General features: G+C 74.6%; 18 protein-coding genes. 8 read left to right on the plus strand and 10 right to left on the minus strand.

Going from position 1 to position 19,502, the window contains the following annotated elements; genetic code table 11:
- Positions 1-3: 3 nt before the first annotated feature.
- The 5 genes from ACFW3D_RS05775 to ACFW3D_RS05795 form a co-directional block, all read right to left on the minus strand.
- Positions 4-1,167 (minus strand): DUF916 domain-containing protein, encoded by a 1,164-nt coding sequence (locus ACFW3D_RS05775; protein WP_500501755.1) that lies wholly within the window; start codon positions 1,165-1,167, stop codon positions 4-6.
- A 69-nt stretch (positions 1,168-1,236) separates the two neighbouring features.
- Complete coding sequence (locus tag ACFW3D_RS05780) at positions 1,237-2,562, minus strand: beta-xylosidase (protein WP_500501757.1); 1,326 nt, start codon at positions 2,560-2,562, stop codon at positions 1,237-1,239.
- A gap of 116 nt (positions 2,563-2,678) precedes the next feature.
- Complete coding sequence (locus ACFW3D_RS05785) at positions 2,679-3,380, minus strand: LPXTG cell wall anchor domain-containing protein (protein WP_500501760.1); 702 nt, start codon at positions 3,378-3,380, stop codon at positions 2,679-2,681.
- 91 nt (positions 3,381-3,471) lie between these two features.
- The gene (locus ACFW3D_RS05790; RefSeq protein ID WP_500501762.1) at positions 3,472-3,972 is read right to left on the minus strand and encodes an ATP-binding protein; all 501 of its coding nucleotides are present in this window, start codon (positions 3,970-3,972) and stop codon (positions 3,472-3,474) included.
- A gap of 142 nt (positions 3,973-4,114) precedes the next feature.
- Entirely contained in the window at positions 4,115-4,483 is a 369-nt protein-coding gene (locus ACFW3D_RS05795) for an STAS domain-containing protein (protein WP_499512192.1), read from the minus strand.
- Between the two features lie 197 nt (positions 4,484-4,680).
- On the opposite strand from ACFW3D_RS05795, the gene ACFW3D_RS05800 reads away from it, so the two are divergent.
- A complete protein-coding gene (locus ACFW3D_RS05800; RefSeq protein WP_500501764.1) occupies positions 4,681-5,565 on the plus strand; it encodes an RNA polymerase sigma factor SigF in 885 nt (294 codons plus the stop codon).
- Positions 5,566-5,716: 151 nt separating this feature from the next.
- Here the strand turns inward: ACFW3D_RS05800 and hutI are convergent, their stop codons facing one another.
- The 4 genes from hutI to hutU are packed head-to-tail and all read right to left on the minus strand — an operon-like array spanning position 5,717 to position 11,140.
- Complete coding sequence (gene hutI / locus ACFW3D_RS05805; RefSeq protein ID WP_500501767.1) at positions 5,717-6,889, minus strand: imidazolonepropionase; 1,173 nt, start codon at positions 6,887-6,889, stop codon at positions 5,717-5,719.
- On the minus strand, positions 6,886-8,244 hold the full coding sequence (locus ACFW3D_RS05810; protein WP_500502153.1) for a formimidoylglutamate deiminase: 1,359 nt from the start codon (positions 8,242-8,244) through the stop codon (positions 6,886-6,888). Before ACFW3D_RS05810 ends, hutI begins: the two co-directional genes overlap by 4 nt.
- On the minus strand, positions 8,241-9,449 hold the full coding sequence (locus tag ACFW3D_RS05815; RefSeq protein ID WP_500501770.1) for an allantoate amidohydrolase: 1,209 nt from the start codon (positions 9,447-9,449) through the stop codon (positions 8,241-8,243). Before ACFW3D_RS05815 ends, ACFW3D_RS05810 begins: the two co-directional genes overlap by 4 nt.
- The gene (hutU, locus tag ACFW3D_RS05820) at positions 9,446-11,140 is read right to left on the minus strand and encodes a urocanate hydratase (RefSeq protein WP_500501773.1); all 1,695 of its coding nucleotides are present in this window, start codon (positions 11,138-11,140) and stop codon (positions 9,446-9,448) included. The genes ACFW3D_RS05815 and hutU overlap by 4 nt, the downstream gene beginning before the upstream one ends.
- A gap of 518 nt (positions 11,141-11,658) precedes the next feature.
- Between hutU and ACFW3D_RS05825 the strand changes: the two genes are divergently transcribed.
- Entirely contained in the window at positions 11,659-12,948 is a 1,290-nt protein-coding gene (locus ACFW3D_RS05825) for a type III PLP-dependent enzyme domain-containing protein (protein WP_500501775.1), read from the plus strand.
- 63 nt (positions 12,949-13,011) lie between these two features.
- On the opposite strand, the gene ACFW3D_RS05830 is transcribed toward ACFW3D_RS05825, so the two are convergent.
- A complete protein-coding gene (locus ACFW3D_RS05830) occupies positions 13,012-13,590 on the minus strand; it encodes a hypothetical protein (protein ID WP_500501777.1) in 579 nt (192 codons plus the stop codon).
- Positions 13,591-13,742: 152 nt separating this feature from the next.
- Between ACFW3D_RS05830 and ACFW3D_RS05835 the strand changes: the two genes are divergently transcribed.
- The 6 genes from ACFW3D_RS05835 (at position 13,743) to ACFW3D_RS05860 (ending at position 19,392) form a co-directional block, all read left to right on the plus strand.
- The gene (locus tag ACFW3D_RS05835; RefSeq protein ID WP_089222253.1) at positions 13,743-13,952 is read left to right on the plus strand and encodes a ferredoxin; all 210 of its coding nucleotides are present in this window, start codon (positions 13,743-13,745) and stop codon (positions 13,950-13,952) included.
- Complete coding sequence (locus ACFW3D_RS05840; protein WP_500501779.1) at positions 13,942-15,306, plus strand: NAD(P)/FAD-dependent oxidoreductase; 1,365 nt, start codon at positions 13,942-13,944, stop codon at positions 15,304-15,306. Before ACFW3D_RS05835 ends, ACFW3D_RS05840 begins: the two co-directional genes overlap by 11 nt.
- 137 nt (positions 15,307-15,443) lie before the next feature.
- On the plus strand, positions 15,444-16,988 hold the full coding sequence (locus tag ACFW3D_RS05845; protein WP_500501782.1) for an FUSC family protein: 1,545 nt from the start codon (positions 15,444-15,446) through the stop codon (positions 16,986-16,988).
- A 14-nt stretch (positions 16,989-17,002) separates the two neighbouring features.
- Entirely contained in the window at positions 17,003-17,554 is a 552-nt protein-coding gene (locus ACFW3D_RS05850; protein WP_500502155.1) for a MarR family winged helix-turn-helix transcriptional regulator, read from the plus strand.
- Between the two features lie 136 nt (positions 17,555-17,690).
- On the plus strand, positions 17,691-18,473 hold the full coding sequence (locus ACFW3D_RS05855) for a GNAT family N-acetyltransferase (RefSeq protein WP_500501785.1): 783 nt from the start codon (positions 17,691-17,693) through the stop codon (positions 18,471-18,473).
- 52 nt (positions 18,474-18,525) lie between these two features.
- Complete coding sequence (locus tag ACFW3D_RS05860) at positions 18,526-19,392, plus strand: lysophospholipid acyltransferase family protein (RefSeq protein ID WP_500501788.1); 867 nt, start codon at positions 18,526-18,528, stop codon at positions 19,390-19,392.
- The last annotated feature ends 110 nt before the right edge of the window (positions 19,393-19,502 follow it).

Here is a 19,502-nt window from a genome sequence, read left to right on the forward strand (position 1 = left end):
GCCTCACGCCGTCCTGCCGCCGACGGTCGCCCCGGTGGCGCCGGGGTCGTCGGGGTCGTCGGTTCCGCCGCCCGCGCGGGCCGCGAGGTCGGTGCCGCCGGGCCCGTACGGATCCTCCTGCGCCGCCGGGTCCGTCTCCGCCGCCCGGCGCCGCGCGCGGATCCGCACCAGCAGCGCGACCAGGCCCCCGAGCAGCGCCAGCGCGAGGCCCACGGCCGCCCAGGGCACGGCGAGAAACGAGGCGCCGCCGGTCTCGTCGACGTCGCCGCGCACCGCGGTGACGCGCAGCCGCACCGTGACCCGGTCGAACTGGGGAGCGCCCGCCCAGGGCTCGCTGAGCTCGACGCGCTGGCCGGGCAGCAGTTCCAGGGGCAGGGTGCGTGCCGGGCGGTCCAGCAGGGTGCGGCCGAACAGGCCCCGCGCGGTGACGGCGAGCCGGGGGGTGAGCGAGACGTTCCCCCGGTTCACGAGGGTGTAGCGGATCGTGGCGTGGCTGTCGCCGGTGCCGGGGAACAGCGGGCCGCCGTGGGCGGCGCTGACGTTCTCCACGGTCAGGGCGGCGAGGCCGGGGCCGGCGACGCGCAGGTAGACGCGCGCCCCGACGGCCCTGCGGATGCCGACCCGTACGTCGCCCGGGGCGGTGCCGACGCGGGTGTCGAGGGCGACGATCGCGCCGGGGTGGTCGCCGGGCGAGGCGTCGACGGGGACGGTGACGGTGAAGGGGATGTCGGCGCGGGTGCGGGCGGGGATGGTGATGCTGCTGCGGGCCAGCCGCACCCAGGAGCCGACGTCGGTGTTCTTCTCGTCGGCGCCGCGCACGGCGAAGCCGCCGTCGCGCGGGGTGTTGTAGGCGTCGGCGCCGTAGAGCCGGAAGGTCATCGGCTCGGCGGAGAGGTTGGAGACGGAGACCTTGTCCCGGAGCGTGGTGCCGGGGTCGGCCTCCAGGGTGAAGAAGGGCCGCTCCTGGGCGGTGGGGCTGCGGTCCTTCGCCCCGGCGGCCGGGGCCGGGAAGACCGACCAGCGGCCGTTGTCCGCGGCCAGGGCGGCGGGGGCGGCCGCCGTGCCGAGGCCGAGCAGGGCGAACAGGACGCCGAGCACGGACAGGACGGCCGGGAGCGCGCCGGACGCCTTGGCTCCGGCCCTGACTCCGGCCCTGGCTCTGGTCATGGCGGCGCTCCCTCGCGGTCCGTGGGTGGGCCGGTCGCGGCCGGCCCACCCGAGCTATCTGACTGTGCGTCAGGTAAGCGTGAGGGTCAAGACTCCGGAGTAGCTTCCCGTGGCGGAGAACGCGGGCACGTCCAGCGACAGCCCCGCGTCCACGGCGAACTCACCGCCGGTGAGGGTCGCGTCGGGCGCCGAGGCCAGCGTCGCTCCCGCGCTGCCCACGACGCCGGCGGAGCCCGCCGCACAGGTGCTGGGGCTGCCGGACGCCGCGACGCACACGGGCTGCCAGCTGAGCCGGTCGGCACCGATGAGCGCGCCGCCGGGCCCCTTGAAGTCGGTGACCTTGCCGGTGAGCGACCAGCCCGTGTTCCCGCCGCGGAAGTCCTTGACGGTCACGGTGCGCAGCGCGCCCGTGGAGGGTCCGCCCTCGCCGAAGTCGACGGGGGTCATCTCGACGGTGTCCCCGGCCTGGGTCATCGACAGAGTGCCCGCCTTCACCGAGGTGGTGAGCTTCTGGCTGCCGGGCGGCGGCGGGGTGGTGTCGATGACGGTGTACGGCACCGGCCCGGCGGCGGTCGCCGGGTCGTACCCGCCGCCCTCGAACGCGACGATGCCGGTGGTGTCGAGGTCGCCGACGGTCAGCGTCGCACTGAAGGCACCGGAGCCGTCGGCGGTGACGGAGGTGAACTCACCGGTGGCGGCGGCGCCCTGGACGCCCGCGACGGTCACGGCGGCGCCGGCGGTGAAGCCGGTGCCGGTGACCGTGACGTCCGCCCCTATCGGCCCGGAGGTGGAACCGAGCGCGATGTGGCGGCCGTTGGGCGCGGCGACGGTGATGGTCTCGGCGACGGGGGCGGGCGGGTTGAGCACGGTGCAGGGGGTGTCGGCCGAGATGCCGTAGTCGGAGTGGACGTTGTAGTCGCCCGGGGTCAGGGTGATCTGCCCGGGTGCGGTGACCGTGAAGGTGCCGGTGATGGTGAAGTTCGGGAACTGGGCACCGGCCGGGATGACCGGGTTCTCCTTGGGGCCGACGAGGGTGAGCTCCTGCGTCTGCGCGCCGCCGAGCTTCACCTTGACGGTCGGGGTGATCTGGTCCTCCGGGATGGGGAGGTTGAAGGAACTGGTGTTGGCCATGGGGCCGTCCAGCACATAGGTGACGGTGACCGTGTCGCCGACCTGCGGGGTCGTGTCGCTGACCGAGATGTCGGCGACGGTCGGCCCGTCGAACGGCGGGATGCCGGAGATTCCCGGCGGTATGCAGTGCACCTGGAAGGTGGAGGTCGCCGCGGCGGCGGGCCCGGAAAGGAGGGTCCCGCCGCCCAGCACGAGGCCGAGCGCCCCGAGGACGGCGGCGGACCTCCGTCTCCATAAGGTGCCTTTTCGAGGAATCGCGATCATTTTGCACCTCTTGATCACTTTTCTGGCACAGAGTCCCTTTCTGTACCGACGACGGTCATTGACGTCCGGCGATCAAGAGAAGTCAATGCGAAAGCCTGACCGAATTTGACGGATCGTCAGATTCGGGTATCCGGACGACGGGTCAGCCACAGCACACCGGCCGCACCCAGGAGCAGGACGGTTCCCCCGAGGGTGCCGAGGGCGACGGCACCGTCCTCGGGCCCGGTCTGCGGCAGGGACTGGCCGCCGGAACCACCGGAACCACCCGAACCGCTCGACGCGGAACCGCCCTTGGAGCCGGCCGCCGCGGTGACGTCGAGGGTCAGCGAGGGCCCCGGGCCGTTCCCCGGGGTGCAGGTCGTCGTCGTGCCGAGGGCCTTGATGGTGAGCACCCCCGCGGTGAAGGTGACCTTGCCGCTGCCGCGCGGGACGTAGCTGCCCGACAGGTCGTTGATCTTGATCGGGGTGTTGGCGGGCACGGTCTCGGCGTTCGCGGGGCCCGAGGCCTTGAGCGACCCGCGGTCGGCCCCGCCGAGGGTGATGAGGGCGCTCGGGTTCATGGCGCCCTTCCCCAGGTCGACCGGGCTGGAGGAGACGCCCTTCCGGAACGACATCACGATCCGGTAGCCCGACCCCGACTTGGTGGCGGTGATGTCGATGGGCGAGACGGCGCTCTTGTCGCCGATCGGGGTCTTGCAGTCGTACTTGACGTCCACGACCTTCGCGTACGCGGCCGGGGCGCTGCCGAGGACGGCCGCTGCCGCCGTGACGGCGACGGCGGTCGACACCGCGGCCGCCTTGCGCTTGGGGAGTGACACCAGATGTCTCCCTTCCCCCAGAAGTTACTGACGATCCATCAGATGTGGCGCGACAGTACGCCCGTGAGGGAAAGAGGGGAAGGGATCCGGCTCAGGCGGGGGCTGCGACCTCGGCCCAGACCGTCTTGCCCGGCCGGCCGTCGGCATGGCGCACGACCCCCCAGTCCAGGCAGAGCCTCTGCACTATGAACATCCCGTGCCCGCCCGGCCGTCCGGCCCGGTGCGGGGTGCGCGGGGCGGGGCTGCCGACGCCGCCGTCGGCGACCTCCAGCCGCAGCGCCTTGGCGTTCCGGAACAGCCGCAGCTCCTCGGGGCCGCCCGCGTGCAGGCAGGCGTTGGTCACCAGCTCCGACACCACCAGCAGGACGTCCTCGGCCGCCGCACGGCGGTCCGCGGTGTCGGCCGGCAGCCAGCCCCAGTCGTGGAGGGCCTGGCGGGTGAAGTCACGGGCGCTGGGCACCACACCGGCCACGTCGGCGAGCGACAGCCGGCGCGTCTCGCCGTCCTGGCCGGCCCGACCGCGCGGCGGCACTGCCGCATCGCCCGGGTCCGGGCCGCGGTCGTCGGCCGCAGGGGGCCGGGTGGTGCTCATCAGCGCCTCCACTCACCGATGTCCGCCGGTGTCCGAAGTGATCCCGAGGTCTCTCCTGCCCGGGCCGCTCCGGTGAACACCTCCGGACGCGGACGAAACAGGGCGCGCCACGGCGCCCCGGGTGGGGAGCCGCCGCGGAGGGTCACTCCTTGAGTGCGTCGTCCAGGGTGTCGTGGACGGTGAACACGGCCTCGGCGCCGGTGATGGCGAAGACCTTGGCCACGGCCGGCTTCATCCCGGCCAGATGGACCGCACCGCCCGCGGCCTCGGCCTTCAGCCGGGTGCCGAGCAGGACGTTCAGTCCGGTGGAGTCGCAGAACTCCAGATGCGTGCAGTCGACCACGAGGGTGCCGAAGCCGTCCTCGATCAGGGTGTCGAGCGGCTCGCGCAGCAGGTCGGCGGTGTGGTGGTCGAGCTCGCCCGCGGGCGCCACGACCGCCTTCGTGCCGTACCGCTGCACGGAAACGTGCAGCCGGTCACGCCCGGCCGTGTCGACCATCTCGCGGTCCATGCACACTCCTCCCGGACGAATCGGCGATCCGCACCTCGCACCCTACGCGCTTCCTGACCTGGGTGGTAGTCGCTCCGGGCAGCGGTCCGGAGATCGACGGCCGCCGGGTTGCAATATCCGCGCCGAACGGGGTAGGCGTTGAGTGTGGGCTGAATTTCACGCTCCGCTTGCCCTGCCGCCGCACCGAGGAGGAGAGCATGGGATCCCGGCTCGACGCGCTTGACGCGTCGGCGACCACCGAGGCCAGCGTCCACGAGGAACACGGAACACCGGAGGGCCTGGAGGACCTCCCGGAGATCCCGCCCTTCGACGAAGTGGGTCCGGTCGACGCACGGGCCCTGTCCAAGACGCTCTTCCAGCGGCTGGAGACGCTGGAGGAGGGCACCCATGAGTACAGCTACGTGCGCAACACCCTGGTCGAGCTCAATCTCGCCCTGGTGAAGTTCGCGGCCTCCCGGTTCCGCTCCCGCAGCGAGCCGGTCGAGGACATCATCCAGGTCGGCACGATCGGGCTGATCAAGGCCATCGACCGTTTCGAACTGAGCCGCGGGGTCGAGTTCCCGACCTTCGCGATGCCGACCATCATCGGCGAGATCAAGCGCTTTTTCCGCGACACCTCCTGGTCCGTGCGGGTCCCGCGGCGGCTGCAGGAGCTGCGGCTGGACCTCGCCAAGGCGGGTGACGAGCTCGCGCAGCAACTGGACCGCGCGCCGACCGTCGCCGAGCTGGCCGACCGGCTGCAGATCACCGAGGCCGAGGTCGTCGAGGGCATGAGCGCGAGCAACGCGTACACCGCGAGCTCGCTGGACGCCCAGCCCGAGGAGGACGACTCCGAGGGCGCGCTCGCCGACCGCATCGGCTACGAGGACCACGGTCTGGAGGGGATCGAGTACGTGGAGTCCCTCAAGCCGCTGATCGCCGAGCTCCCGGCGCGCGACCGGGAGATCCTCTCGTTGCGCTTCGTGGGCAACATGACACAGTCCGAGATCGGCGCCGAGCTGGGCATCTCCCAGATGCACGTGTCACGGCTGCTCAGCCGCACCCTCGGGCGTCTGCGGCGCGGGCTGCTCGTGGAGGAGTGACCCCGCTCCCCTTCGGCACGGCGCGGCGCGGCGGGCCCGGTGAGAGTTCTCTCACCGGGCCCGCCGTGTGATCGGGACTGGCCGGGGACGTGGATCCCGGTGGAGTCGCCCAGGGGCCGGTACGGCCGCGCCCGCACGCGTCCGGCGCGGCTCAGATCGCTTCGCGCACCCCGCGCCGCCATACGGCGGACACCAGCGGCACACCGGGCCGGTAGGCGAGGTGGACGTGCGACGGGGCGTCCAGCAGGACCACGTCGGCCCGCGCGCCGGGCGCGAGCCGGCCGACGTCGTCCCGGCGCAGCGCCAGCGCCCCGCCCAGGGTCGCGGCCCGCACCGCCTCGTCGGGGGTCATCCGCATGTCCCGTACGGCGACGGCCACGCAGAAGGGCATGGAACTGGTGAAGGAGGAACCGGGGTTGCAGTCCGTGGACAGCGCGACCGTCGCGCCCGCGTCGATCAGCCGCCGCGCGTCGGGGTAGACCGCGCGGGTGGAGAACTCGGCACCGGGCAGCAGTGTCGCGACCGTGCGGCTGTTCGCGAGCGCGTCGACGTCGGCGTCGGTGAGGTGGGTGCAGTGGTCGGCGGAGGCCGCCTCCAGCTCCACGGCGAGCTGCACGCCCGGGCCGTGGCCGAGCTGGTTGGCGTGCACCCGCGGGACCAGGCCGCGGGCGGCGCCGGCGGTGAGGATCGCGCGCGCCTGGTCGCCGTCGAAGGCGCCGCGCTCGCAGAAGACGTCCACCCAGCGGGCGTACGGGGCGCAGGCGTCGAGCATGGGGCCGGTCACCAGGTCGACGTAGCCGGCCGGGTCGTCCGCGTACTCGGGGGCGACGATGTGCGCGCCGAGGAAGGTGACCTCGTCGGCGTGGTCGCCCGCGATGCGCAGGGCGCGGGCCTCGTCGTGCGGGGTGAGGCCGTAGCCGGACTTGGTCTCGATGGTGGTGGTGCCCTGGCGCAGGGCCTCGGCCACGTAGCGGGCGACGTTGGCGTGCAGCTCCTCGTCGCTCGCCGCGCGGGTGGCGGCGACGGTGGTGCGGATGCCGCCCGCCGTGTACGCCTGCCCGGACATGCGGGCGTTGAACTCGCGGGTGCGGTCGCCGGCGAAGACCAGGTGCGAGTGGGAGTCGACGAAGCCGGGGAGGACGGCCCGTCCGGCCGCGTCGTACGACTCGTCCGCGGCGGGCGCCGCCGCGGACGGGCCGACCCAGGCCACGTGCTCGCCGTCGATGACGACGGCCGCGTCCTCCAGCAGCCCGAGCGGGCCCTCCCCGAGCGCCGGGTCGTTGGTGACCAGGCTGCCGATGTTGGTGATGACGCTGCTGCTCATGACGGGTTTCCTTCGGCGGCGGGGACGGCGGAGATCGCGGCGGTCAGGGCCGCGCCCACGTCGTGGACGAGCTGGTGCGCGCCGTCGCGGACGACGTGGCGGCCGCCGACCACCGTGTGGCGGACGTCGGCGCCGGTGGCCGCGAAGACGGCGGTCTCGGCGCCGAGCCGGGCCGGGGGTCCCGCGGTGCGCGCGCTGTCCAGCGCGATGGTGGTGAAGTCGGCGAGCGCGCCCGCCTCCAGCCGCCCGGCGTCGGCCCAGCCGAGGCAGGCGTGGCCGTCGGTGGTGGCGGCGCGCAGCAGCTGGGCGGCGGCCCAGTGGCCGCGGGTGCGGGTGCGCAGCCGCTCGTCCAGCTCCATGGCCCGCGCCTCCTCGAACAGGTCGATCACGGCGTGGCTGTCGCTGCCGAGGCTGAGCGGGCTGCCCGCCTCCTGCAGCCGCTTCGCCGGGCCGATCCCGTCGGCGAGGTCCCGTTCGGTGGTGGGGCACATGCACACCGTGGTGCCGGAGCCGCCGAGCAGCGCGACGTCCTCGTCGGTGAGGTGCGTGGCGTGCACGGCCGAGGTGCGGGGGCCGAGCACCCCGTGGTCGGCGAGGAGCCGGGTGGGGGTGACGCCGTACGCCGCCTGGCAGGCCTCGTTCTCGGCGGGCTGCTCCGACAGGTGGACGTGCAGCGGCGCCTGGCGGTCCTCGGCCCAGCGCGCCACGGTCGCCAGCTGGGCTGCGGGCACCGCGCGCACCGAGTGGACCGCCGCGCCGATCCGCGCGTGCGGCCGGTCGGCGAGGGCGGACGCTCTCTCGGCCCACGCCTCGGCGTCGCCGTCGCTGAAGCGCAGCTGGTGCGGTTCGGGGGCGGCCCCGAAGCCGGAGGAGAGGTAGACGGTGTCGAGGAGGGTGATGCGGATGCCCGCCTCGGCCGCGGCGGCGATCAGCGCTTCGCCCATGGCGTTGGGCTCGTCGTAGGGGGCGCCGCCGGGCCGGTGGTGGACGTAGTGGAACTCGCCGACGCAGGTGATGCCGGCCAGCGCCATCTCCGCGTACACGGCGCGGGCCAGGTCGAAGTAGGTGTCGGGGGTGAGCGCGGCCGCGACCCGGTACATCACCTCGCGCCAGGTCCAGAAGGTGCCGCTGCCCTGCTGCACCGTGCCGCGCAGGGCCCGGTGGAAGGCGTGGCTGTGGGCGTTGGCCAGGCCAGGCAGGGTGAGCCCGCGCAGCGTGACCGCGCCGACGGGCGGCGCGGCGGCCCCGGTGCGGACGGCGGCGATCCGGCCGTCGGCGGCGGTGTCGAGGACCACGCCGCGCTCGACACGGCCGCCGGTCCACGCGTACTCGGCCCAATAGCTCTGCGGCGTCAGCGACACGCCAGGCCCTCCAGTACGTCGGCGAGTGCGGTCACCCCGGCCAGGCAGTCGTCCTCGGTGGCCGACTCGGCCGGGGAGTGCGAGACCCCGGTGGGGTTCCGTACGAACAGCATGGCGGTCGGGACGGCCTCCGAGAGGATCCCGGCGTCGTGTCCCGCCCCGGTCGGCAGCACGGGCACTTCACCCAGCAGCTTGACGAGTTCGTCGCGCAGGCCGTGCGCGAACTCCACCACCGGGGTGAACGACTCCCGGGTGACCTCCACCCGGACCCCGTCGCGCTCGCCCCGCTCGACCGCCGCGCGCTCGATCTCGCCGACGACCTCGGCCAGGGTGGCCTCGTCGGCGGCCCGCGAGTCCAGCCAGCCACGGACGAGGGACGCGATGGCGTTGACCCCGTTGGGCTCCACGCCGACCTTGCCGAAGGTGGCCAGCGCCCCGGCCAGCCGCGCCTTCTTGCGGGCGGCGAGCACCGTGTTGGCGTAGGTCAGCATCGGGTCGCGGCGGTCCTCCAGGCGGGTGGTGCCCGCGTGGTTGGCCTCGCCGTGGAAGTCGAACCGCCAGCGGCCGTGCGGCCAGATGGCGGAGGCGACACCGACCGCGTGCGGGGTGTCGGCCAGGAAGCGGCCCTGCTCGACGTGGAGCTCGACGAACGCGCCGATGCGGGCGAGGCGTTCGGGGTCCGCGCCGATGGCCTCCGGGTCGTGCCCGGCACGCTCCATGGCCTGCGCCAGGGAGACGCCGTCGCCGTCGCGCAGCGCGTGGGCCTTCTCGGCGGTCAGCTGTCCGGCGGACAGCCGGGAGCCGACGCAGGCCAGCCCGAAGCGCGCGCCCTCCTCGTCGCCGAAGTTGACGATCGCCAGCGGCTTGGCGGGGGCGGCGCCGCGGGCCCGCAGCTCGTCCAGCGCGGCGAAGGACGACACGACGCCCAGCGGCCCGTCGAAGGCTCCGCCGTCGGGCACCGAGTCCAGGTGCGAGCCGGTGACGACGGCGTCCCCGGCCGAGGGATCGCCGAGCCACGCCCACTGGTTGCCGTTGCGGTCCAGCTCGTACGTCAGTCCCCGGCCCTCGGCCTGCGCCCGGAACCAGGCGCGGCAGTCGGCGTCCGCGCCGGTCCAGGCGTAGCGGCGGTAGCCGCCGGAGCCGGAGTCGCGGCCGACGGGCCGCAACTCCGCCCACATCTCCTGGAACGAGGAGGTCACGCCTCCCCGCCTTCCGCGCCCTCGCCGCCCTCGCGCATGGGCACCCGCACACCGCGCTCGGCGGCGACCTCCTCGGCGCGCTCGTACCCGGCGTCGACGTGCCGGATGACACCCATGCCCGGGTCGTTGGTGAGCACGCGGCGGATCTTCTCCCCCGCGAGCTTGGTGCCGTCGGCGACGGTGACCTGGCCGGCGTGGATCGAGCGGCCGATGCCGACGCCGCCGCCGTGGTGGATGGAGACCCATGAGGCGCCGGAGGCGACGTTGACCATCGCGTTGAGCAGCGGCCAGTCGGCGATCGCGTCCGAGCCGTCGAGCATGGCCTCGGTCTCGCGGTACGGGGAGGCGACGGAGCCCGCGTCCAGGTGGTCGCGGCCGATGACGACCGGGGCGGCCAGGGTGCCGTCGGCGACCATCTCGTTGAAGCGCTCGCCGGCCTTGTCGCGCTCGCCGTAGCCGAGCCAGCAGATGCGCGCCGGCAGGCCCTGGAAGTGGACGCGCTCACCGGCCATCTTGATCCAGCGGGCCAGCGACTCGTTCTCCGGGAAGAGCTCCAGGATCGCCTTGTCGGTCTTGGCGATGTCGGCCGGGTCGCCGGACAGCGCCGCCCAGCGGAAGGGGCCCTTGCCCTCGCAGAACAGCGGGCGGATGTAGGCCGGGACGAAGCCGGGGAAGGCGAACGCCCGCTCGTAGCCCGCGAGCTGGGCCTCGCCGCGGATGGAGTTGCCGTAGTCGAAGACCTCGGCGCCGGCGTCCATGAAGCCGACCATCGCCTCGACGTGCTTCGCCATCGCCTCGCGGGCGCGCTGGGTGAACTCGGCGGGCTTCTCGGCGGCGTAGGAGGCCATGTCCTCGAAGTCGACGCCGATCGGCAGGTACGCCAGCGGGTCGTGGGCGGAGGTCTGGTCGGTGACGATGTCGACGGGCGCGCCCATGGCCAGCAGCTGCGGCACCAGCTCGGCGGCGTTGCCGAGGACGCCGATGCTCAGCGGCTTACGCTGGTCGCGGGCCTCGGTGGCGAGGGCGAGGGCGTGCTCCAGGGAGTCGGCGCGCACGTCCAGGTAGCGGTGCTCGATGCGGCGCTCGATGGCACGCGGGTCGACGTCGATGCAGATGACGACGCCGCCGTTCATGGTGACGGCGAGCGGCTGGGCGCCGCCCATGCCGCCGAGACCGGCGGTGAGGGTGATCGTGCCGGCCAGGCTGCCGCCGAACTTCTTCTCCGCGACGGCGGCGAAGGTCTCGTAGGTGCCCTGGAGGATGCCCTGGGTACCGATGTAGATCCACGAACCGGCCGTCATCTGGCCGTACATGGTCAGGCCCAGCGCCTCCAGGCGGCGGAACTCCTCCCACGTGGCCCAGTCGCCGACGAGGTTGGAGTTGGCGATGAGCACCCGCGGCGCCCACTCGTGGGTCTGCATCACGCCGACCGGGCGGCCGGACTGGACGAGCATCGTCTCGTCCTGCTTGAGGCCCTGGAGGGTGCGCACCATGGCGTCGAAGGACCGCCAGTCGCGGGCGGCCTTGCCGGTGCCGCCGTACACGACGAGCTTCTCGGGGTGCTCGGCGACCTCGGGGTCGAGGTTGTTCTGCAGCATGCGCAGTGCGGCTTCCTGCTGCCAGCCCTGCGCGGTGAGCGCGCTGCCGCGCGGTGCGCGTACGGTCCTCGGTCCGGCACCGGTTCCGGTCATGCCCCTGCCTCCTCGCGACTGGATTGAGTCATTCACATCCTGGTCTGCTGAATAGCACTAGTCAACCGGGTCGCCGTGCCTCGCCGCCCCTGTCACGGGGACGTGCCCCGGACACGTTCCCCTCCCGGCCGGCTCGTACCCACCGGGCGGCTCTCCGGATCGGACCCGGGCGGCAGCCCACCCGCGGCCCGCCATCCGGCCCTCCCGGCCCTCCCGGCCCTCCCGGCAGAGCGTCCGCCCCGGCCGGACCGGATACGACGGCGACGGTCCCAAAGACGAACAGAGCGGCGAGGGCAGAGCCCCACCGGAAGTAGCGCGCCCTGAACGGCGTGCGACCGGCCCGCCGGGCCTTGCCACACGGGCCGTTGCCGAACCGGCCGTGGCGGACCGCGGCCCAGGACCGGGATCGGGCCCGGGCGGCAGCCCACCCGCAGGCAGCCTCCGGCACCCCGGTGCGGACGTCACGCGCAACCGGCGGAAGCCCACCCCCCACCGGTCCGGCCTGACACGATGGCCGTATGACCGAGGAAGCTGCGGCACGACGGGAACGGGCACTGCGCGCGGCGGTCGGGCGGGGACTGGTCGGCCCGGACAGGCCCGTGGTGGGGCTGCTCGACCTGGACGGGGTCCGGGCGGCCGCCGCCGACCTGCGGGCGGCCTTCGCGACACCCGGGGTGGAGGTCACGCACACCTTCGCGGTCAAGGCGGCCTCGCTGGTGCCGGTGCTGCGGCTGCTGTCCGAGGAGGGCATCGGCGCGGAGGTCGCCAGCCCCGGCGAGCTCGCCCTGGCCCGGGCCGCGGGCGTGCCCGCCGAAAGGATCGTGCTGGACTCCCCCGCCAAGACCCCGGACGAACTGCGCGAGGCGCTGGCCCTCGGCATCGCCCTCAACGCCGACAACCCGCAGGAACTGGCGCGCCTGGACCGGCTGGTGCCGCCCGGCACCACCGCAGCCCCGCTGGGTCTGCGGGTCAACCCCCAGGTCGGCGCGGGCAGCATCGGGGCGATGAGCACGGCCACCGCCACGTCGAAGTTCGGCGTCGCCCTGCGCGACGAGGGCGCGGTGGACTGGGTGGTCCGCGCCTACCTCGACCGGCCCTGGCTGACCCGGCTGCACACCCACACCGGGTCGCAGGGCGTGCCCCTGGAGCTGATGGCGGCCGGTGTCCGCGCGGCGTACGAGCTCGCCGAGCGGATCAACACGGCGGCCGGGCGCCGGCAGGTCACCACCCTCGACATCGGCGGCGGTCTGCCGGTGAACTTCGCCTCCGACGAGGTCCGGCCGGGCTTCCGCGCCTACGCCGACGCGCTCCGCGCCGCCGTACCCGGGCTCTTCGACGGCCGGTACGCGATGGTCACGGAGTTCGGGCGGTCACTGGTGGCCAAGCAGGGCACGATCCTGGCGCGCGTGGAGTACGCCAAGACCGCCGGGGGCCGCGCGATCGCCGTGACGCACGCCGGCGCCCAGGTCGCCACGCGGACCGTCTTCGCGCCCGGCGCCTGGCCGCTGCGGGTGCTGGCCCTCGACCCGAAGGGGCGCCCCAAGAACGGCCGCCCGGTCGTCCAGGACGTCGCCGGGCCGTGCTGCTTCGCGGGCGACCTCGTCGCGACGGCGCGCGAGCTGCCGCTGCTCGAGGAGGGCGACCTGGTGGCCCTGCCCGACACGGGCGCGTACTACTTCTCGACGCACTTCGCGTACAACTCGCTGCCCCGCCCCGCCGTCCACGGCTACTCCGGGCCCGGCCCGTCCTTCCGCACCCTGCGTCCCGCCCAGACGCTGGAGGACCTCGTCCGGGAGAGCGGCGGCTGACCCGGGCGGCGCCGCCCGGCGGCGGAGGTCACCCGGACGTCACCCGGACGTCACCCGGACGGCTCAGCGGGCCGCCGCTGCACGGCGGCGGGAGGAGCCGCCGGGACCGGCGTCGCCGGCCACCGGCCCGGTGGCCTCGTAGCCGGGGACGGACGGGGCGGCGGGACCGCGTCCGGCGTGCTCGGGCCGGACCCACAGCAGCGTCTCGTGCGCCCGCTCCCAGCGCCCGAGCCACACCGCCTTGGCCCACAGCCCCGCCCCGGCACCGGCGAGCAGCATCCCCGCCGCCGCGGGCGCGGCGGCAGCGGACGCGAGGGCCACCACGAACGCCCCCAGCAGCCACCAGCGCCGGGCCCGGGCCCAGGCGCGCGCGGTGACCCGGCGGTCCTGCAGGAAGACCCCCCGGGGCGCGCGCTCGGCCGCATCCGCGAGTGCCGTGTAGCGCCGCCGGCGCACCAGGAAGGCCACCACCGCGGCGACCACGAAGAGCGCCGCCCCGCCCAGCACCCCGATCCGGCGACCGGTCAGTCCGGGCACGAAGGCGCCGACGCCCGCCGCCACGACCCCGAGCCACCACGTCCACCGCGCCGGCACCCGCACCAGGACCGCCACCCGTGCCAGCACATACGCTCCGCGCACCACCGCTGCCTCCTCCTTCACGGCTCGTTCCGAGAGTGCTGGGGAGGGAGGTTACTCACGGAACATCAAAATTCCGTGAGAACGACAGCGCATGCGGGGTCCCGGAGGCGGTGCTACCACTGAGAGCGGGGGCCTCTGGGGCTGGAGTGGTGCGAATGAACATCGTGGTCGACCTCAACCGTTGCCAGGCCTACGCGCAGTGCGCGTTCCTCGCGCCCGAGGTCTTCGAGCTGCACGGCGAGGAAGCGCTGCTGTACGTCCCGGCCGTCCCGGAGGACCAGCAGGAGCGCGTCCACCGGGCCGCGGTGGCGTGCCCGGTGCAGGCCATCCTCGTGGGCGGGGCGGCGGGTGCCGATGTCCGGTGAGCTGCGCGACGGGCGCATCGTCGTCGTCGGCGCGTCCCTGGCCGGTCTGCGGGCCGCCGAGACGCTGCGCGACGAGGGGTTCGAGGGCTCGCTGACCCTGGTGGGCGACGAGCCCCACCCGCCGTACGACCGGCCGCCGTTGTCCAAGCAGGTGCTGCTGGGCCGGGTGCCCGCGACGGGCACCGGGCTCCCCGCGCGCCGGCCGGTGGACGCGCAGTGGAAGCTGGGCGTCGCCGCCTCGGGGGTCGACGGGATCGGCAAGCGGGTCTTCCTCGCGAACGGCGAGGAACTGCCGTACGACCGCCTGCTGATCGCCACCGGCACCCGCGCCCGCCCCTGGCCGAACCCCGCCGAGGCCGCCCTGGACGGGGTGTTCGCGCTGCGGACCAGCGACGACGCGGCCGGACTCGCCGAACGGCTGGACGCCGGGCCCCGGCGCGTGCTGGTGATCGGCGCCGGGTTCACCGGTTCGGAGATCGCCTCCGCCTGCCGGGAGCGGGACATCCCCGTGACCGTGGTGGAGCGCGGCCCCGCACCGCTGGTGGGCGCGCTCGGCGGCACGCTCGGCGCGGTCGCCGCGGAGATGCACCGCAGGCACGGGGTGGACCTCCGCTGCGGGGTGCAGGTCTCCTCGCTGGAGGGTGACGGCCGGCTGACCGGCGCCCGGCTCTCCGACGGGAGCACCGTCGAGGCCGACGTGGCGGTGGTCGCCCTCGGCGCCGTCCGCAACACCGAGTGGCTGGCCGAGTCGGGCCTGGCCGCGGGCCCGCGCGGCGTGACCTGCGACGCCGGCTGCCGCGCCTTCAACATGTACGGCATCGTCACCGACGACGTGTTCGTCGCCGGTGACGTGGCCCGCTTCCCGCACCCGCTCTTCGGCTACCAGCTGATCGCCCTGGAGCACTGGGGCAACGCGGTCGCGCAGGCCGAGGTGGCGGCGCACAACATGGTCAGCGCGGGGCCGTTCCGGCGGCCGCACCTGGCGGTGCCGACCTTCTGGTCCAGCCAGTTCGGCCACAACATCAAGTCGGTGGGCGTGCCCACCTACTCCGACCAGGTCGTCGTCGCCCAGGGCTCGCTGCGCGAGGCCCGGCTGGTCGTCGTCTACGGCTACAAGGGCCGCATCACGGCGGCGGTGTCGGTGAACCGCGCCAAGTGGCTGGACTACTACCAGAACCTGATCGAGACGGCCGCGCCGTTCCCGCCCGAGCCCGGGGCCGCCGACCGGACCGCCCCGATGATCCCCCTGCCGTCCGACGTGCCCGACCCCGCGGTGCTCTCGCACGGCCCGACGGTCGCCCTCACCGGTCATCTGCCGGACCGGCGCCTGACCCTGGTGCGGTACGGCGGCTGACGCCGCCCACCGCCCCGCGGACGGGGCGCGGGCCGGCCCCCCCGCCCCCCCCCCCCCGGGGCCCCCCCCCCCGCGTCCGTGCCGCTCCCCCCATCGGAGAATCTTTCACGAAGAAAACATCTGCTAAGCTTTTTGATATGTCCGCTTTCCCCCTGCCCGTCCGCGGGGTCTTCCGGCTCCGCTCCGTGAAGGACCTCTGGCGCCACCGGGCCGTCAGCGTCGTCGTCGCCGTGGGCCTGGTCGAGGTGACACTGCTGGCCCTCGGGCGGCTGGACCTGGTGCTGTACGCCGCGGGCGGCGGACTGTGCGCCCTCTACGCGCACGGGCTGCCCTTCGCGGCCCGGGCCCGGACGCTCGCCCTGGTCGTCCTGGGCATGTCGGCCGGTACGGGGCTGGCGCTGACCACCGCCGCGCTGACGGAGTCGGCGCCGGTGCGGGTGGCGGTGGCGGCCCTGCTCGCGGCGGTGCACAAGGTGGTCTGCGACGCGACACGGATCGGGCCGCCCGGGAACGTGATCCTCACCTTCGTGGCGGCGAGCGCCGCCTTCGTCCCGCAGACCCTCGGCCAGGTGCCGGCCCACACCGGGCTGACGCTGCTCGGCGGGGCCGTCGCCTGGCTGGTGTGCATGGCCCCGGCGCTTCTGCGGCCGTACGCCCCGGAGCGCACCGCCGTCGCACGGGCCCTGGAGGCCCGGGCCCGCACGCTGACCGACGGGCACACGGCCGGCAGCCGGCACGAGGCCACCGTGGCCGCGCACACCGCCCGGCACGCGCTGCTCGTGGCCGGGGACACCGCCCACCGGGCAGGCCTGGAGCGGCTGCTGGCGCGGTCCGACGCCGCCGATCCGGCCGACGCGGCCCGGCTCACCGCGTGGGCCCGCGCCCTGCGCCGGACCCGAAGCACCCTGCCCGACCCGGGCCCCGCCGCACGCGCCTTCGGCCCCTCGCCCGTCACCCGGGCCGACCGGGCGGGGCGGCCGCACCGGCCGGCCCTGCGGCACCTCCTCCCGATCGGGCTGCGCGTCCTGCTGGGCGGCGTTCTGGCGGGGTGGGGATCGATGGCACTGGGTGTGGACCGGCCGTACTGGGCCGTGGTGACCGCCGCGGCGGTCTTTGCGGCCAACACCACCCTGTCATGGCACCGTGCGCTGCAGCGGGTGCTCGGCAACCTCCTGGGCGTGCTGCTGTTCACCGTGCTGGTGCCGGTCACGGCCACCGGGGCCGTGGCGCTGATCGTGACCGCGCTGGCCTGCAACTTCGCGGCCGAGGCGACCATCGCGCGCAATTACTGGATCGCCAGCGCCTTCGTGACGCCGATGGCGATGGTCATGACCGAGTTCACGGGCGCGCAGCCCGCCGGCCAACTGGTCGCCGACCGCTGGCTCGACACCCTCGTCGGCGCCGCGGCCGGCCTGCTGGCCTGCTTCGCCGTGCCGAACCGGCGGGTGGGCCACCGGGTGGCCGCCGCGCTGCGGGGCCTGGAGGACGAACTCGCCGCGCCCGCCGCCCGCGGGGCCCGGTTGTCGGCCGCCCTCCTGGAACTGCGCGAGGCCGCCGACACCGCCGCCGGCGAGTGGTGGAGCCGGTCCCTGCCGGAGCGGCGGATCGCCGCCGCGGAGGAACGCGCGCACCTGACGCTGGCAGGTCGGCGCGGCGACGGCCGGTCCGTCACCGTGGCGTGACGACGCGTACGATCATGCGGACGCCGCCGGAGCCGCCGGCGTACGGAGGAAGGACGACTCGCGTGGAGGACGCCGTCGCGACGGTGCTGCGCCAGTGGCAGGACGTCTACCCCGACCTGGACTTCGGGCCTGTCGCGGTGATCGGCAGGCTGAACCGCTGCGCCGCCCTGCTGCAGCAGGTCACCGAGACGCCCCTGGGTCGCGAGGGCCTCACCCGCCCGGAGTACGACATCCTCATCGCGCTGCGTCGCGTCGGCGGCGAGCTGACCCCGGGCCGGCTGGCCCGGGAGACCTTCGCCTCGGGAGCCGCGGTCACCAAGCGGATCAAGCTGCTGGAGGAGCGCGGCCTGGTCGCCCGCCGCCCGGACGGCCGTGACCGCCGGGTCTCCCACCTGCGGCTGACCGAGGAGGGACTGGCGCTCGTCGACCGGGTGCTGCCCGAGCAGCTCGCCTACGAGACGGGGCTGCTGTCCGGGCTCCCGGAGGGCCGCCGCGAGGAACTGGCGGGCATCCTGGGCGAGCTCCTGCTGCTGCTCGAAGGCCGCTTGGGCGCGCTTTCCGGGTGAAGCGGGCGGCCCCCGGACCCATGGCACCGGCACTTCAGCGAGCGCACATCTGCGCGCTCCGTCAAGGACACGCCGAAGCAAGGCCGCGACGGGACAGATAAGGGTGTCCCCGTCCCCCTGACCAGGGAATCGCGCCATGACCGCTTCGTACGAACTCGCCCCCGTCGTCGACACCCCGACCGACCGGCCCCGCTATTCGGTGAGCCTCGCCCAGGACGAGGCGGAGGTGCGGGCCGCGCAGCGTCTGCGGCACCAGGTGTTCGCCGGGGAGATGGGGGCCGTGCTGGACACCCCCGAGCCGGGCCTGGACGTCGACGCCCTCGACGCCTACTGCGACCACCTGCTGGTGAAGGAGGACGCGACCGGCGAGGTCGTCGGCACCTACCGGCTGCTCACGCCCGCCAACGCCCGCCGCGCCGGACGCACCTACTCCGAGTCCGAGTTCGACCTGTCCCGGCTCGCGCCGATCCAGCACGACACGGTCGAGGTGGGCCGCTCGTGCGTGCACGCCGCCCACCGTGACGGGGCCGTCGTCGCGCTGATGTGGGGCGGCATCACCCGCTACATGGCCACCACCGGTCACAACTGGCTCGCCGGCTGCTGCTCGGTGGAGCTGGCCGACGGCGGCTCGACGGCGGCCGGCGTGTGGGACCGGGTCTCCGCCAAGAACCTGGCCCCCGAGGAGTACCGGGTCTCCCCGCACCGCCCCTGGGACCCGACGGGCGTCGCCCGACCGGCCCGTACGGCGCTGCCCGCACTGCTCCGCGGCTACCTGCGACTGGGCGCCTGGGTGTGCGGCGAGCCCGCCCACGACCCGGACTTCAACGTCGCCGACCTGTTCATCCTGCTCTCGCTGGAACGCACGGACGAGCGCTACCTGCGCCACTTCGGCGCCCTCGGCTCGATCGGGTCGGTCTGAGATGGCCGCGGCGTGGTGGTCGCCGGTCTCGCCCTGCACCCCGCAGGAGTGCGTGACCGGCGACGGTCCCGAGGTGGGACGGGTCCGGCGGCTGCTGCGGTACACCGCCGCGCTGGTGGTGCTGCTGGTGGGTGTCGTGCTGTCGGTGCCGCTCGGCGCGCTGTGCGGTCCGGCGGGGCGCGAGCGGCTGATCCGGCGGTGGACCCGCTCCGTGGTGACGGCCTTCGGGCTCCGGGTGCGGTTGCCCGAGCCGGCGCCGCGCGAGCCGGGCCGCGGCCTGCTGGTGGTCTCCAACCACGTGTCGTGGCTGGACATCGTGCTGATCGCTGCGGTCCACCCGGGCCGCAACGTCGCCAAGCGGGAGATCCGCGACTGGCCGGTGATCGGACGGCTGTGCGTGCGCGGCCGCACGATCTTCATCGACCGCGAGCGGATCCGCTCGCTGCCGGACACGGTGGCCGAGGTCGCGGAGGCACTGCGCTCGGGCGCGACGGTGGTGGCCTTCCCCGAGGGCAGCACCTGGTGCGGCAGTGAGGAAGGCCTGTACCGCCGGGCGCTGTTCCAGGCCGCGCTGGACGCCGGCGCAGACGTGCAGCCGCTGCTCGTCCGCTACCGGTACACCGACGGGCGGCCCAGCACCGCCGCGGCGTTCCTCGGCGAGGACACCCTGATGGACTCGGTGCGCCGGGTGGTCGCGGCCCGCGGCCTGACCGCGGAGGTGGCGGCGTTCCCCCGCATCGCGGCGCATTCGCTGCCGGACCGGCGTTCGCTGGCGGCCGCCGCCCGGCACACCTCCGTCGCCCCCGCGCCGCGCCCGGTCCTACCGGTCCAGGCCGGTCCCCACGAGCGCGGCACGGGTGTACGGATCGGCGCTCCCGCCCTCCGGCCCGGCGACCGGGTCGTGGGGCTTCCCGGCTGACGTACCGTCATCGGATCGGGGCCCGGCCGGCGCCCCCCCCGCGGGCCCCGGGGGGGGGGCGCCGGGGGGGCGGGGGTCCCGGGGGCGCAAGTGTGCACCCACACGAGGCA

Source organism: Streptomyces sp. NPDC058864, from assembly GCF_042742985.1.
In the GTDB taxonomy this organism is placed as follows: Bacteria; Actinomycetota; Actinomycetes; order Streptomycetales; family Streptomycetaceae; genus Actinacidiphila.

Coding starts and splice junctions, on each gene's coding strand:
- ACFW3D_RS05775 (WP_500501755.1), bottom strand. CDS start 1,167: ATGACCAGAGCCAGGGCCGGAGTCAGGGCCGGAGCCAAGGCGTCCGGC.
- ACFW3D_RS05780 (WP_500501757.1), bottom strand. CDS start 2,562: ATGATCGCGATTCCTCGAAAAGGCACCTTATGGAGACGGAGGTCCGCC.
- ACFW3D_RS05790 (WP_500501762.1), bottom strand. CDS start 3,972: ATGAGCACCACCCGGCCCCCTGCGGCCGACGACCGCGGCCCGGACCCG.
- ACFW3D_RS05795 (WP_499512192.1), bottom strand. CDS start 4,483: ATGGACCGCGAGATGGTCGACACGGCCGGGCGTGACCGGCTGCACGTT.
- ACFW3D_RS05800 (WP_500501764.1), top strand. CDS start 4,681: ATGGGATCCCGGCTCGACGCGCTTGACGCGTCGGCGACCACCGAGGCC.
- hutI (WP_500501767.1), bottom strand. CDS start 6,889: ATGAGCAGCAGCGTCATCACCAACATCGGCAGCCTGGTCACCAACGAC.
- hutU (WP_500501773.1), bottom strand. CDS start 11,140: ATGACCGGAACCGGTGCCGGACCGAGGACCGTACGCGCACCGCGCGGC.
- ACFW3D_RS05825 (WP_500501775.1), top strand. CDS start 11,659: ATGACCGAGGAAGCTGCGGCACGACGGGAACGGGCACTGCGCGCGGCG.
- ACFW3D_RS05835 (WP_089222253.1), top strand. CDS start 13,743: ATGAACATCGTGGTCGACCTCAACCGTTGCCAGGCCTACGCGCAGTGC.
- ACFW3D_RS05840 (WP_500501779.1), top strand. CDS start 13,942: ATGTCCGGTGAGCTGCGCGACGGGCGCATCGTCGTCGTCGGCGCGTCC.
- ACFW3D_RS05845 (WP_500501782.1), top strand. CDS start 15,444: ATGTCCGCTTTCCCCCTGCCCGTCCGCGGGGTCTTCCGGCTCCGCTCC.
- ACFW3D_RS05850 (WP_500502155.1), top strand. CDS start 17,003: ATGCGGACGCCGCCGGAGCCGCCGGCGTACGGAGGAAGGACGACTCGC.
- ACFW3D_RS05855 (WP_500501785.1), top strand. CDS start 17,691: ATGACCGCTTCGTACGAACTCGCCCCCGTCGTCGACACCCCGACCGAC.